This window comes from Colwellia piezophila ATCC BAA-637, assembly GCF_000378625.1.
Classification (GTDB): domain Bacteria; phylum Pseudomonadota; class Gammaproteobacteria; order Enterobacterales; family Alteromonadaceae; genus Colwellia; species Colwellia piezophila.
Window position 1 is genome coordinate 157,716 of record NZ_KB905166.1, and the last position, 14,958, is coordinate 172,673.

General features: G+C 37.2%; 12 protein-coding genes, 1 tRNA gene and 1 pseudogene. 8 read left to right on the top strand and 6 right to left on the bottom strand.

Features of this window, described 5'->3' with window-relative positions; all coding sequences use genetic code 11:
- Positions 1-203 precede the first annotated feature (203 nt).
- Entirely contained in the window at positions 204-1,433 is a 1,230-nt protein-coding gene (locus F580_RS24515; protein WP_019028137.1) for an EAL and HDOD domain-containing protein, read from the top strand.
- A 529-nt stretch (positions 1,434-1,962) separates the two neighbouring features.
- Here F580_RS24515 and F580_RS0112830 read toward each other — a convergent pair.
- Positions 1,963-2,472, bottom strand: a complete 510-nt coding sequence (locus F580_RS0112830) for a GAF domain-containing protein (RefSeq protein WP_019028138.1) — start codon at positions 2,470-2,472, stop codon at positions 1,963-1,965.
- 120 nt (positions 2,473-2,592) lie between these two features.
- A complete protein-coding gene (locus F580_RS0112835; protein ID WP_019028139.1) occupies positions 2,593-3,321 on the bottom strand; it encodes an SGNH/GDSL hydrolase family protein in 729 nt (242 codons plus the stop codon).
- A 478-nt stretch (positions 3,322-3,799) separates the two neighbouring features.
- On the opposite strand from F580_RS0112835, the gene nirK reads away from it, so the two are divergent.
- Positions 3,800-4,927, top strand: coding sequence for a copper-containing nitrite reductase (gene nirK, locus F580_RS0112840; protein ID WP_019028140.1), 1,128 nt, complete (start codon positions 3,800-3,802; stop codon positions 4,925-4,927).
- Positions 4,928-5,412: 485 nt separating this feature from the next.
- On the top strand, positions 5,413-5,682 hold the full coding sequence (locus F580_RS0112850; protein ID WP_019028142.1) for a hypothetical protein: 270 nt from the start codon (positions 5,413-5,415) through the stop codon (positions 5,680-5,682).
- A 974-nt stretch (positions 5,683-6,656) separates the two neighbouring features.
- Here the strand turns inward: F580_RS0112850 and F580_RS27220 are convergent.
- Positions 6,657-7,054 (bottom strand): annotated as a pseudogene (locus F580_RS27220) (endonuclease); the annotation flags it as partial.
- Between the two features lie 289 nt (positions 7,055-7,343).
- Here F580_RS27220 and F580_RS0112860 point away from each other — a divergent pair.
- On the top strand, positions 7,344-7,985 hold the full coding sequence (locus F580_RS0112860) for a hypothetical protein (RefSeq protein WP_019028144.1): 642 nt from the start codon (positions 7,344-7,346) through the stop codon (positions 7,983-7,985).
- Between the two features lie 402 nt (positions 7,986-8,387).
- Here the strand turns inward: F580_RS0112860 and F580_RS0112865 are convergent.
- The 3 genes from F580_RS0112865 to F580_RS0112875 form a co-directional block, all read right to left on the bottom strand.
- A tRNA-Pro gene (locus tag F580_RS0112865) sits at positions 8,388-8,464 on the bottom strand.
- A 152-nt stretch (positions 8,465-8,616) separates the two neighbouring features.
- Positions 8,617-10,383, bottom strand: coding sequence for a DUF3413 domain-containing protein (locus F580_RS0112870; RefSeq protein WP_019028145.1), 1,767 nt, complete (start codon positions 10,381-10,383; stop codon positions 8,617-8,619).
- Between the two features lie 43 nt (positions 10,384-10,426).
- Positions 10,427-10,633, bottom strand: a complete 207-nt coding sequence (locus F580_RS0112875) for a YejL family protein (RefSeq protein ID WP_026301424.1) — start codon at positions 10,631-10,633, stop codon at positions 10,427-10,429.
- 143 nt (positions 10,634-10,776) lie between these two features.
- Here F580_RS0112875 and yejK point away from each other — a divergent pair, with 143 nt between their 5' ends.
- The 4 genes from yejK (at position 10,777) to F580_RS0112895 (ending at position 14,933) form a co-directional block, all read left to right on the top strand.
- On the top strand, positions 10,777-11,847 hold the full coding sequence (yejK, locus tag F580_RS0112880; RefSeq protein WP_019028147.1) for a nucleoid-associated protein YejK: 1,071 nt from the start codon (positions 10,777-10,779) through the stop codon (positions 11,845-11,847).
- Positions 11,848-11,998: 151 nt separating this feature from the next.
- A complete protein-coding gene (pyrC, locus tag F580_RS0112885) occupies positions 11,999-13,066 on the top strand; it encodes a dihydroorotase (protein WP_019028148.1) in 1,068 nt (355 codons plus the stop codon).
- 114 nt (positions 13,067-13,180) lie between these two features.
- Positions 13,181-14,071 (top strand): 6-carboxytetrahydropterin synthase, encoded by an 891-nt coding sequence (locus tag F580_RS0112890; protein ID WP_019028149.1) that lies wholly within the window; start codon positions 13,181-13,183, stop codon positions 14,069-14,071.
- Positions 14,064-14,933, top strand: a complete 870-nt coding sequence (locus F580_RS0112895) for a M23 family metallopeptidase (protein ID WP_019028150.1) — start codon at positions 14,064-14,066, stop codon at positions 14,931-14,933. The genes F580_RS0112890 and F580_RS0112895 overlap by 8 nt, the downstream gene beginning before the upstream one ends.
- Positions 14,934-14,958: the final 25 nt, after the last annotated feature.

Below are 14,958 nucleotides of genomic sequence, written 5' to 3' on the forward strand. Positions count from 1 at the left end.
GAATACCAGGTGGCTCTGGTAGTTGTAATGTAGTGAGCTTATCATTGACGGTGATACCAGAACCACCGTGATTAACTATGAAAAATTGAAATTCACGCAACTTTTCTTAGGTGGTTGTTTCAGGAGCATGTTGTAAATATTCACATTGTTATCAACGCAATAGCGACTACACTAAAGTGATAGTTAAAAACTGGAGAATTGTCATGGGAGAGGTTAATAATAAATTTGTTGCTCGCCAAGCTATTTTTGACCAAAGCAAGAGCACTTATGCTTATGAACTTTTATATCGTGATAGTTTAGAAAATTTTTATAGTTGCTCACAACCAGAACAGGCCACTTCTCAACTTATTTTACATAATCACATCTATGGTGACCTAAATAGTCTTTGCTCACAAAAAAAGGCATTTATCAATTTTGATGAAAAATCTTTATTAGCAGAGCTACCATTAGTATTAGATAGAAACGTAGTAGTTTTGGAATTATTGGAAACAATTAATGTTACGCCTGATGTCATTAAAATAGTGTCTTCTTTATATAAAAAAGGCTATACATTAGCATTAGATGATTATGATTTCTCCCCGAAGTGGGAGCAGCTTTTCCCATATATTTCCATTATTAAGGTTGATAGAGAAGACATTTCATTTGAGCAAATAGTAGCCTTAAAAAACAGCCAATTTATCGAAGATAAAAACATAAAAATTGTTGTCGAACGAATTGAAACTCATGAACAGTATAATGAGCTAATCAAAATAGGTATTGATTATTTTCAAGGTTATTTTTTTCACAAACCAGAAATGAATATCGGCCATTTCATTAAGCCTATTAAGTTTAATTTACTCCTGCTATTTGCCGAAGCTTTTCAGATAGATATGAACTTTGATACTTTAGCTAGAGTCATTTCTCAGGATGTAAGTTTGGTGAATGGGATTCTAAAATTAGTCAATTTGGAAACAGAAATAAATCGAGTAGAAATAACTTCTATAAAGCAAGCCGTTACTTACTTGGGATCTGATAAAATAAAACAATTTATAGCTATTGTTGCTATGTCAAATTTATCATCTGATTGCAACAGTGAACTGCTAAGAGAGTCATTAGTACGTGGTAAAATGATGGAATACGTATCTTTTTCTCCAGCCTTTATAAAAATAAGAGGATTAGCCTTTCTTACTGGTGTTATGAGCCACATAGGGGCAATTCTCAATTGCCCAATTGAAAAAATAATTATGGCTTTACCATTAGCAGAAGAAATAAAAACGGCCTTGGTGAGCAATAGAGGATTATTATCTGATGCACTTGAAATAGCAAAACATTATGAATTTTCAGAAAACAATGACGAAACCTGTCCCATCATGGCTAGGCATGATATATCAGAAGAAGCATTACTCATGAACTATCATGATGCACTCAAATGGTGTTGTGCAACTTGCCCATAGCTATCATCATCTGGTGGAATATAAAAACCCTTATGATAACAAGGCGAAAGCTGATATTACCTATATTAATTTACTCATTTATTTGGAACGAAAAGTAAGATTAAACCAGCAAAACCATTATGTCTGCTTATGCTTCGATAGTGTACTCATTTAGCGTTTTTTTGGCTCATAAATATAGTCTTCTTTGTGGTACTTTCCGCGCTTAATATCTCATTTTAAAAAATTAGTGAACTCCAAATAAAGTATCTCTTTTGTTAAGGACTTTTTGGTGTGCAAAGGAGAAGTTAGCTATCGGTTGTTCTTAAGGTCAACAGCTAGTTAAAAGGAATCCTTCCTGACTACATTGTATTGGCTAACACTTACCACATTATTGATCTTTTTTTTAAATAAAAAAACAGTCTCTATAGGACTGTTTTGGCTCCAGCCGTTGACATAATCACCTGGAAAATAATATATTTTCTGCCTTCTGTGATTGAAACAAAAAAGGCTAAAAATATAAGATTAAATTAATTATTTAATTATCTTTAGATTAGCTAAAGTATACATTTGATACATTATTACTAATTAGTAAAGATGCTTTTGTTGAAATACCTTTTAATATTTCTATATCTGATAATTGCCACTCTGTTTTATCCCCGGTGCGCTCACAACAAATGATTCCTAAGGGAGAATAATCTTTCATAAAAGTAACGTCTAATAAAGAATGGATATCATGTACATCAAAATACCCAACATTAAAACATTTAGATATTTCATTATTTTTAGCATCTGAAGCAACTAGAAGTTCATTTTTTATTATATGTGAAAAGTAATCAGCATAAGTATTGGCTGATAATTGCTCGCCCAATGATCCTTTACCCAATTCATCAACACACATTAATGAAACCATCTCGGAATGGTCAGGACTAAACAACCAAATACCCACTCGGTCACATGTTGGAATTGCAGACTTAACAGTAAGACAAATGTTTAAAAACTTATCATTTAAAGAAGTGTTTGGGTTACTTAGATAAGAGGAAAGCTGTGATAACATATCCATTTGCTTCAATCCTTGAAAGTCATTAGTTGCTACTCAACCTTAGTTCACGATTGATAATATGCCAAGCCGCTTTAAAGCAATTAGACTCTCAAATATGAGCTATGCCATATAGATAACTCGTTAGTTAAGTTTGCCTATTTCTTCAGCTGCTTGGTTTGCCCAAACACTATACGCTAGCTTCGATGGGTGAATGCCATCTTTGGCTAACAACTCTGGCTTAAAAGATGAGTTAAATGATAGTACCGAACAATGACTATTACCTTTTACAACTCTTGCCATTAACTCATTAAGCCTTTTAGCACGTAAACCTAACCACCACCTAAGAGGGTTAGGTATTGCAGTGAATAGATGCATTGGCGGCACACTAGCCAATAATATTTCAGGTGCACCAAACTTAGTGTTTAATAGTTCTACTATGGTGCTTAAATTAGTGACCCAATGATTTGATCGTGTTAAGTGAATAACATCATTAACGCCAACAGAAACTAAAACATAATCAAGTCGCTGTGCTGGTAGCAACCTAAGCTCGTTTATAAGATCTACCGAAGTATTGCCAGTGTTAGCAATCAAGCGCCAATTAACACGATGCTGTCTGGCAAGTTTTGCCGCTAACTGACCGGCTAAACCATCACTCTGGCTATTTACACCAACACCTGCAGCAGCGGAATCACCAATAATTAATAACTTAAGTTCATTACCTTTGCCACAGCACCCTGAACGATTACCAAGTGGCTCTGGTAGTTGTAATGTAGTTAGTCGTAACCATAAGGCCTGCGTTAACAATAAAGGCATTATTAACGCTGTAGTGGCGTAATAAGAGGTTAGTGTTAGCTTTGCTGATAACTTCAAGAAAATTTCCTCATGATACCTTTAGCTGCTGACCCTGGTTCTGCTCAATGTACACCTAAGCTAACTCAAGAAATCTGAAATAATAACAAAGTATCTGCGTACGCTGGTTAATAATATCTTTAGGCATGTTTTTGTTGTGTATTACATTAAGCCAAATTGTAACGAGTACTAGTGGGATTCTATCTCAGAACGCTAATTGATAACACATAAGTGACTTTATTTACCCTTGATATTCGAAATAATTATAGTCTTTTTTGGCTGAGAGCGGACATATAATAAATTCCAAATTTACTTATTATTAATCAGGTAAATTAATTTACCATTTTATTATTAGTGATCTAATTTTAGTAACTAGTACTAACTAATTGAATAGTACGAATTTTTATTCGTTATTTACGTTGCAATTTCTGATGGGTTAATATTTAATCAAAACAGAGAATAAATATCCAATCATTGAATCTAAAAAAAGGACTTACTTATGAAAAATATCATCATAATGACGATAAATGCCTCAATAGCTATTTATTTTGCTATAGCTGGTTATGCAACAGCCACTGAATCTGGCTCTGGTGGCTTAGCAGGATTTGAAGTTAAAACTCAATTCCAAGGAGAAAAACTTAAAAGTATTGTGCAAGAAATGGTTGCTCCGCCAAATTTTCCGCTCCATACACAGGTAGTTACCGAGAATAAAATTGTTAAAGTTCGCCTTGTGATTGAAGAAAAAGAAGTGGAAGTGAGTCCTGGCGAGTTCATGTGGCAAATGACCTTTAATGGCACAGCGCCAGGTCCTATGATTGTTGCACATGAAGGCGATTACATTGAATTAACATTAGTTAACCCTGCTTCAAATATGTTATTACATAATATTGATTTACATGCATTTTCGGGGGCTATGGGTGGGGGACTGCTGACTGAAGTGTCTCCAGGTCAAGAGGTAACAGTTCGTTTTAAAGCGACTAAAGCCGGAACGTTCGTTTATCACTGCGCACCAGGAGGGGTAATGATACCTTGGCATGTAGTATCCGGAATGAATGGTGCTATCACTATTCTCCCCAAAGATGGATTAAAAGATAAAGACGGAAATCAAATCACCTATGACAAAGCCTACTATATTGGCGGTCAAGACTTCTATTTGCCAAAAGATGATAAAGGAAATTATAAACGTTATTCATCACCAGTTATGGGTATGGCAGATATGTTAGCAACAATGAAAACACTAACACCTAGCCACTTACCTTTTAATGGCGTTGTTGGCGCAATGACTGGGCCCAATGCTCTCAAAGCTAAAGTTGGTGAAACAATAATGATTGTACATTCACAAGCTAATCGCCAAGCCTATCCTCATTTAATTGGTGGGCATGGCAACTATGTTTGGGAAACCGGTTCTTTTAATGATGCTCCAGCAACGAACCAAGAAACATGGTCCATTGCCGCTGGTGCGGCGGGCGCAGCAATATACACTTTTGTACAACCAGGCATATATGCCTATGTTAGCCATAACTTAATTGAAGCGATCTTAATGGGAAGTATTGCTCATATACAAGTTAGTGGCAAATGGAATAATGATTTACAAGAACAACTCGTAGCTCCCACCGCGATCAAGTAATTAATGGTAATATTTGCTATTTCAGACTGTTTAGGGAAAAAAGCAGCATGACTGCTATAGAACAAACTGAGGAAGCTTCTGCGGGTGATAAAAGTAAGAAAGTCCTTCATGACATTGGTTATGCCATTATAGCCAATGTGGCATTGAAGGCGGAGTAGTGGAAGGGCCAAAGCTAAGCCCTATTTATGAAAAACAGATTGAACGAAGTAGTTCCACAGTAAGTAAACATTTTTAAAGGGCTGCAAGTAACCTTATCCAGCCACCCAGAGACCCAGCTACTACGTAGGGAGCCTGAACTGGATACGCCTTCTAGCCGTAGTAATTTTATTAATTTCAATAAAAAATCGATTATGGTAGAGTTAAAATTACCAAACAATATACGGTAAAAACCAACCTTGGTATTTATATGTCCGTGAAGCAGCGGGAAAAAGGCAGTGTAAAAGTAGGCTAACCAACTAAAAAAATAATAAAATTAGGAGTACACTATGTTAGAAACAAAAGCAGTTAAAGTAGTAGAAGACGTAGCAGAAGCCGTAGCAGCATTACCAATGCAGATGAACGATGAGATTGTCGCATTGGCCTTAGTGGATACCGAGATCAAAAAGCAACACGACATAGAGGTTAACGCATCCCATAAAGCACTGTGGGATAAAGTACATGAAGTGCATCCTGAACTTGATAGAAACACTAATTATACGCTTGATTGTAAATTTGCCGAGCAGGGTGTTGTCATGTTGAGTGAGGCTGAGGATTGAGGTCACAAGAATAAAATAGGCCGTATACTTGACCGTGTATTTAAAGATATTAACTAGTTCAGGCGTGACAAGTGTCACAAAATAAGTGTCACAAAATAAGTGTCACAAAAATAGTAAAAGTACACCAAAGGGCGGGACAAACGGCAAAATAAGGCTGTTTATCCTGCCTTTTTTTATGGCTAAAATGCTCTATAGCAACGTGATCTAACGCAATTAGAGCGGCCATTAACACTGTTTATTAACAAAAGACGGCGTTCTATTAGCTGTGAGTTATTTACCAAATCTGAGATCAATAGCGCTATTAAAAAGCAACTAAAAGAACTATGTGTTGATGCTTCATTTGAGCAGCTTGTTTATGATGGCGGCTATTTTAACTGGTAATCAAGTCATAGCTAAAAATTTATCAAGTATTTAGCATAGGCATGAAGAGTGTTTGCCGGTTCTTTTAACTTAATACTTTGTTAGGTTAGCAATGCTTTAGCTAATCTTGTGTTGATGTTGATCTTGTAAACAGCAGTGGTGAAGTGAGTTGACCAGTCAAGTTATCCACTCACACAAACTGTAAAATGTGCAACCTGTGCATAAATCAATCAGTCAAAAATAATTCGCCGACTGTTATACATGTATTAGACACAGCCAACAATCAGTAATATCTTCATATATCCATCAATCACCAGATACAAAAAATCCCGGTAAAACAGAGTTTTAATACTAAAAAATATGGTCGGAGTTGCTGATTATGGTAATGGCTTCGGCTTGGTCGTTTCCGAGTGTGATGAGGGAAATTACCGCCAGATCCAGGTTGAGCCAATAGATAATTTGAATACTCGGCTGCACCTTGTCTAGCAGACGAACCGGACATCCAGCATGTACGTTGCGTTAAAACAAGCTACGGGTAATTGAAACCAATCATAAAAACCTGGGTTAAAGTAAAGGCATTATTAAAGCTGTAGTGGTGTAATAATAGGTTTGTGTTAGCTTTGCTGATAACTAGTAATCTTCTTCGCTCTCGTACACTCCCAGGCATCTACGGGGTACATCTTATCCCAAGCACTCATTAGTTGGCGCTGTATTTACTCATGCTATATCGCTTGTAAGCGCCTTCCATGTACAGGTAAGTTCGAGCTGTTTTACCCCTAGCAATTTCAGGCGGCTCTGCTTTACGATTGTCTATTTTCATGGCGCAACTACCAAAGTCACTTTTCACGGAAGGTAACATAGTGAAGTTGTAGTTACTTCTTAGGGCGTTTACAGCGCCAATGGCAGGGTAAGGGTTAAACATGTCGGCTTGCATGTAACGGTACTCAGTATTTACTTTCTCAGCGCACTCAACATGTTCCCATTCTATCTTTTTAGTGCGTGTGACATATTTTTGGTGACGTTACTAGCCCCCTAGAGACTATGAGCATAGGCAAGGCGGGGGCATTTATATATAGATGTTTGATTGGTCGTGTACGGTGATTTGTTAAACCAACTTTTATGATTTTTTAGTGACAGGTTATTTTACAGTTTTAACTAACTGTAATTTGTACGAATTAGCATCACATTGAAATGGTGGCATTTTGCCTAATTGGTATGCTATATGCGTAAGTTTATTCGATCTAAATTGTTCTTAAAATCAACTTCATTCTTTGACTGAAATAATTAATAAGGAACATCTAATGAAAATTAATTTTTTGAAATTTTCGGTAGTAGGACTAATGTTATCTGTTAGTAGTTTTGCTAATTCCGGTCTTATAAATCCATCTTTTGAAGATGGATTAACTGGTTGGAATGTAAATAGTATTGGAACATCCTTTGGGTATGGACCACAATCGGCACTTGCCACTGACGGTAGTAAATCTATGAGAATGTATTCAGTCACTAGCTGCGCTAATAAGGGTTGCGGGGGGTTCTCATTCAGCAGTGGAGATTATATCGGTTTATCGCAGTCATTGGACTTTACTGGCATTACTGAAATCCTGTTTGACGGCACTCTTACAGGCAGTGGGCAATCATCATACCAAAGCTTTATTAGGGCGGCTGCTTATATTGGAAGCACGCTCGTATGGAGTGAGACCAGTCTAGGTCAATATCTAAACATAGGAATTGACACCACTTTATTCTCTGGCTTACAAGTGCTCGAGTTTCGCGTTGAGGCAATAGGAGCTGGTGTTGATTCCCAATCAGACCATATATATTTAGATAATATTCGAACAAATGAAGTAATCGCAGTTCCCGATCCAGCAACGGAACTTCTATTTGTACCAGCCCTATTAGGTTTGATGGTTTTACGTCGTAAGGCTAAAAACTCAATAGCTTAAATATATAGGGTCAGATTAAAATCATAGAGCCCGACGGCATAACTAATAATATATGATGGTAACTAGTAAGTTTCTAAGTGTTCATTTCCGCATTACCTACTTTCATGAGTTAAGTTCACAGCACCCGTCAGTCTGTAATGGTCTAATGACTGAAGACGCTTAGATGACTTGTAACTCTTAACTATAACAATGTTGAAGCTTCGAATTTAGAAGGACATAAATTATCTTTGTAGAGTGACAAGTGTTTTATATATGGAATAAGAAGTTAGAGATATATAACAGATCTGTCTAAGGTTATTTTGATAACAATTCTTTAGTTACCTATGAGTTACCCAGATACAAAAAAGCCACTTGGATAGTTATGATAACTTTCGCTAAGTGGCTTTTTTGATTTACTTAATATGGTCGGAGTAGCAAGATTCGAACTTGCGACCTCACGTCCCCCAGACGCGCGCGCTACCAAGCTGCGCTATACCCCGACAAGGTAAACTCTTGGGCTTCACGAGTTTACCTACTGTATTTTAATGATTTATCAACGTATTGCAATGACAATTAGCGTAATAGTTGCTTGATTGTGTTTAATCGGCTAACTATTGCGCAACTTCACTCAGCTTTACTGATGTAAAGGCCTTTACTGTTTATCCTGCTGGGTAAACTTCTTAATAAACTGCACACCATCAATCATTAGTGGGAAGTCAGCATTGACTGTTATTGGTGATGCAAATTGACGAGAGTAACTTTGAAAGTTGCCGTTTTGATCAATAAATACAGATTTATCTTTATTGAAGACAATAATGCCTTTATCAGTTGTATTAGCAATGACTCTGTCTTTATTTAAGGTAACTAAGTTACTGCCATTACCAGGGTCAGTCACATTACAAGCTAACCATTGACTCATGAGGGTTGGCTGTAAGTCCATATTACTGGTGTTAAAGGTAATATCCTTATCGCTTGCCTTAGTGGTGTCAGGGTATATAAACAGGGCCGGTTTAGTGTTTAAACGCGTTTCATCATTTTGGTTACCGATAGAGCTAATCCAAATAATATCTTTTTCAGGTTTTTGTTTTTGCGCGAGTAGTAAAGCATCAATAAACAATTCAAATTGATATTGATTATTATTTTTCACCGCTTGTTTTGCATTGATAGCAGCGCTATTTTTAAAGTAAATAATATGCAAACCAGGGCTTTTATTATTTAACTTTTCGGCAAATAAGAGACTGGAAACGTCCATCAATTCTGTTTTAGTCATGAATAGCGATTCAAACCAACGTGGCTCAACTAAAACATCGTTTTCTTCTTCGACATTATTAGCCTTAGCTGGTTTAGAAAACTCATCAGAAATAACCGTTAAGCTCGTTGTCAGGGCTTGTTGGTCAATGCGTTGGAACAAGAGCGGCTTTACACCTTGCTTTAAAATATCTTGTTGATAAATACTCGGCAGTGAATAAAGCATATTAAACCAGGCATTATCTTTAAGGCCAGTATCAATATTATTGGTTAAAAGTAAGCTGTTAGCACTTGCACGACCGATGAACTGTTTCAATTGAGTAATAGAAACTTGTTTCTCAGTTAGAATTACAAAGGTTGAATTAGTGGGTGGTTTACTTGTACTTGCTGATGCATTAGCACAGAGGTTAGCATCAAAAGTAGGGTAATTAGGAATAGCCTGACTAAACGATAATGGGCTATTTTTACGTTCAATATAATCTTCAATATTGAATAAGCCATATTTGGTTAACAGCGTTTTTGCCGTGGCTGGATAAGACAAAGGTAATACGGTGTCTTGGCGTAAAATATCATAGTCAAGATTTGCATCCGCCCAAATATGAGTAACATGACTAAAGAAGAATGATAAAACCAAAGTAAAAATAACAAAGCGGGCAAAGACTGTTTTCTGTAATTGCTTTAGGTGCTTCCAAGCGTAATTACTTACCGTAAACTCAAACGCTAAAATAACAATAGCTATCGCACCACTGATAGTAAAAAACAGGCTATTATCTTTGGCTATATCTTGTAGCAAACTTATAATTTGTGTACTTGATGAGGCGTTTAGGTGATAACCCAAGCGACTATAGATAAAGGCATCTAACACCAACAACAATAAACCCGCGGTAAAGATGATAGAGCCACTGGTTCTAATAAACTTGGTGTGCGGTAGTATCAGTGTTAAAGGAAATAACACTAAAACAAAACTCATAAAAGTTAGGAAGGCAATATGACTCACCCAAGTTGTGACTAAATAAACCTGACCTAATAATGTTGTTGGCGCAGCATCACTAAATAAATAGTAAGAGGAAAGGGCGATTGCTGCTAAAATATTGAAAAATGTGAACCAATGGCTCCAACTGATCAAATGTAATAGTTTTTTGCTGTAGCTTTTTGTATCAAATGAAACCATTGATAATAATTCTTCTTTTGCAGGTGAAATTAATTAAAAGAGTTTATACCGATTTTTTTAATGCGCGAGTAAAGTTGTCGACCACAGCACTACGTTTACTTTCAGGTACTTGGCTAAGCACGTGAGTTACCGCATTACCTAGACACATTAGGCCTAAATCTGGGGTTGCTTCTTCTTTAATAAGGACATCTAATAAATCTTGGATAATTTTTTCTACACGTTCGTTCGAATATTTAGATACAATAGGCATAATAAGTGTTTTCGTTAAGGGTAAATTTAATTTCTTTAGTTTATCAAATGCCTGCACCATTTAATATATAACAGTAAAAGAAACCGTCGTTACAGCACAATACATCAACATTAATTAACATCAGTCACCGAACATAAAATCCTATGAGCTTAATAATTCAGAACATTGCACTACATTTTTTGTCTAAGAAAGAAGATACCGGTGAGGTAGTCTTGCGCCTAGGGCCAGAAAATATAGATTTCAGCCAAGAAAACACCAAAACAACCAACTTTGTTGATGGTTTACACGCCATTTATAATGCCAAAGGCAATAAAGCCTACGGTAGTTTTTCATCCATGCCGAGTGAAGGTGATTCCGCGCGCTTTGTAGATTTAATGGAAAGCTATTTAACGGAACAACAAAATTTTTATGATTTTAGTACCCAAGCTGGCAATGTATTAAAAAATGAAATCGAAAAATATGACATAGAAGAGACCGGCTATTTTGTTATTTGCCATTATGAATACATGGGTGGTAGGTACTTATTCGTAGCGGTTATACCAGTTTCAGAGCATTACAGTGTTGACGGTGAGTTAAATATTTCCGCGGCACAGCACCTTGATACCAATAAAATACAACTCGCGGCACGTATTGATTTATTCGACTATAAAGAAAATGGGCAAGGCAATCGCTATATCTCATTTATAAAAGGTAGAGCGGGTCGTAAGGTATCAGACTTCTTTTTAGACTTCTTAGGTTGTGAAGAAGGTTTAAACGCCAAAGAACAGACCCAAACACTGGTACAAGCGGTAGAAGACTACGTTACGGTTAATCAACTAGATCCGGCTGAAAAGCAAAAAACACGTAAAGATTTACTCAGTTACTGTAAAGAGCAAAAAGCGAGCTCTCAAGATGTATCACTTCAGGAAGTGGGTAAAGTTATTGAAAGTGCGGGTGCAGAGCAAGACTTTTATCAGTTCTGCCAAACGCAATCGTATCCAATTGAAGATTCGTTTCCACATGAGCAAGCCGTGGTTAACAAAATCACTAAATATTCGGGTTATGGTAATGGTATAAGCTTGAGTTTTGAGCGTAGTCATTTTGGTCAAGACGTGGTGTATAATCCTCATAATGACTCATTGACCATCTTTAAAGTACCACCTAATTTGAAAGAACAATTACTGGCGCTGCTTGAAGGTGAAAAGGTCGAGGGCGGATCAATCCCAGAAGAGTAAAATACAGTTAACTCTTGGTAACGCGTGACCGTAATGGTATCGCGTTACCATTTAAGTAAAAGATTTAACTAACTTTAAATATTTATAAAACAGTCACTTGAAATAAGTTCTAGTAAAATGGCTGTCATCATCAAAAAATTGGAAAATGAACATGATAAATGAAGACAAAGCATCAAATGATAGCTTAAGTAACACCTTAACCATCGCTCGACCTGATGATTGGCACGTTCATTTACGTGATGGTGTGGTATTAAAAAACACGGTAGCGGACATTAGTCGTTACATTGGCCGCGCGATCGTAATGCCCAATTTAGTACCTCCTATTACGAGTGCTGAGTTAGCAAAAAGTTATCATCAGCGCATTTTGGCGGAGGTGCCAAACGCACACTTCAAACCACTCATGACTTTATATTTAACAGATAAAACCACAGCTCAAGATATTATTGATGCGAAAGAGTCTGGTGTGGTTTATGCAGCAAAATTGTATCCTGCAGGTGCAACAACCAACTCTTCATCTGGTGTAACTGATGTTGCCAACTTAACAGAAGTATTTGCTGCCATGCAATCGGTGGCAATGCCGCTATTAGTGCACGGCGAAGTCACAAACGCTGATATTGATATTTTCGATAGAGAGCAAGTTTTCATTGATACTATTTTACAGCCATTAGTGGCTAACTACCCTAAGCTTAAAATAGTGTTAGAGCATATCACTACTAAAAATGCGGTAGATTTTGTTAGTGCTGCCGGTGACAACGTTGCCGCGACTATTACCGCGCATCATTTATTGTATAACCGTAACCACATGTTAGTGGGCGGTATCAAACCACATTATTATTGTTTACCTATTTTAAAACGTAATATTCACCAACAAGCATTAAGAGCTGCAGCAACTAGCGGCAATAAAAAGTTCTTCCTAGGTACTGATTCAGCGCCACATGCACAACATGCTAAAGAGTCAGCTTGTGGTTGTGCCGGTGTTTACTCTTCTTTTGCTGCCATTGAGTTATATGCAGAAGTTTTTGAACAAGAAAATGCACTGGACAAATTAGAAGCCTTTGCCAGCTTTAATGGCGCAAACTTTTATCAATTACCTATCAACACTGATAAAATCACCCTGGTTAAAAAATCATGGCAAGTACCCGCAACAATGACTTTTGGAGAAGATGTTGTAGTACCAGTACGGGCTAATGAAGATATTTTGTGGACAGTAGAAGACTAACTCTTCGTCATTGTGAGCCTTAGCTTAAATTTATTTAAGCTAAGTGAAGTTCAATACAAGAGTTAACCTGTATAAAAGTAGAGAGCTAAAAGTAAAGTTTAATTAAGGAAAAAAATGCAATTATTTGTAGATGATCTTACCGTTATTGATTTTTCATACCTGTGTAAACAACGCGGAATCGTAGGTGAGAGTTGGATTGTTGACGTATTGCTCGATGGATCGTTAAACGACCAGAGCATGGTGCTTGATTTTGCCGTAGTAAAAAAGCAAATCAAGGCTATTATTGATGATGCCGTTGACCATAAACTGTTATTACCTGCGCAAGAGCAAGCAATAACCTTGGCAGAGTCAACGCATAACGAAGGTCATCAAACCATCGACTTTATTAGCGATGTGGCAAATTACTATTTACAATCTCCAGCCTGTGCTTTTGCCTCTATAGACTGTTTAAGTATTACAGTAGCTGCGGTAACGACACATCTAACGGCTATTATTTTGGCGCAATTGCCAGATAATGTGCAAGGATTGTCACTAGTACTGCGCCCTGAAGTTATTTCAACAGATTATTATCATTATACTCATGGCTTGAAGTTACACGATGGCAATTGTCAGCGTATTGCTCATGGTCACCGCTCTAAAATTAAAGTTTATGTTGATGATAAAAGAGATAATCAGTTAGAGGCTGAGTGGTGTCAGCGCTGGAAAGATATCTACATTGCCAGTGAAGCCGATAGAATTTCACGTGATGATATTGAGTTATCTGCTTATGCAATAAGTAATTTGACGCCCGATCATCAATACTTTAGTTACCATGCACCACAAGGTCGATTCGATATCGCCGTAGATAGTAAGGTACTTGATGTGGTTGATTGTGATTCAACCGTGGAGCTGCTAGCCGACTTTATTTTAAGACAAATAAAAGCGGGTCATCCTGAACTGGCTAATAATACAGTGCAAGTTGTGGCTTACGAAGGTGTCGCTAAAGGGGCAATTGTTCATGGTTAGTACCCTAAATCCTTTAACGAAATTATTACTTGCCGCGGCTTTGCTATCGAGTTTTACCACAAGTTTTGCGAGTAACACGCAACAAAAACTGGTTAGCCAAAGTAGTGACATCGCTTTATCTGGTGAAGTTAAGCAGGGCGGATTGATGGTGGGTAAAACCTCACCGCAAAACACCGTTACCTTAAACGGTAAAAGCATTGCCGTTACAAGTAGCGGTGATTACGCTTTTGGTTTCTCTCGTGATGATAAACAAAGCTATCAATTAGTGATAACTTCGGTTAATGGTGATCGGGTAACAAAAACCTTAACACCCGAAAAACGTGAGTATAATATTCAACGTATTGAAGGCATTAAAAAAAGCATCATGCAGCCAAATCCTAAATCGGTTGCGCGAGCACAACAAGATAGCAAACAAGTAAAAGCGGCTCGTAAGATTTCTAGCGAGCTAAGTTATTTTGCTCAAGGTTTTATTGCACCAATCAAAGGCACCATTACTGGCGTTTATGGTAGTCAGCGTGTTTATAATGGCGTACCTAAAAATCCACATTATGGCTTAGATTACGCAGGTAAAACGGGCGATCCGGTAAAAGCTCCCGCTTCAGGTACGGTATTACTTTGGGTACCCGATATGTTTTACTCTGGTGGCACCATGATTATTGATCATGGCCAAGGTGTTAGCTCTACCTTTTTACATTTAAGTAATTCATATGTAAAACAAGGTGATAAAGTAAAACAAGGGCAGGTAGTTGCGGCGGTAGGTAAAAGCGGCAGAGCAACCGGCCCGCATTTAGACTGGCGTATAAACTGGTTCAAGGTAAAAATTGATCCCGCGCTAGTGCTAAAAATACAACCTCTTCATTAATTAAACTTATTAAAGTCTCCTAAGG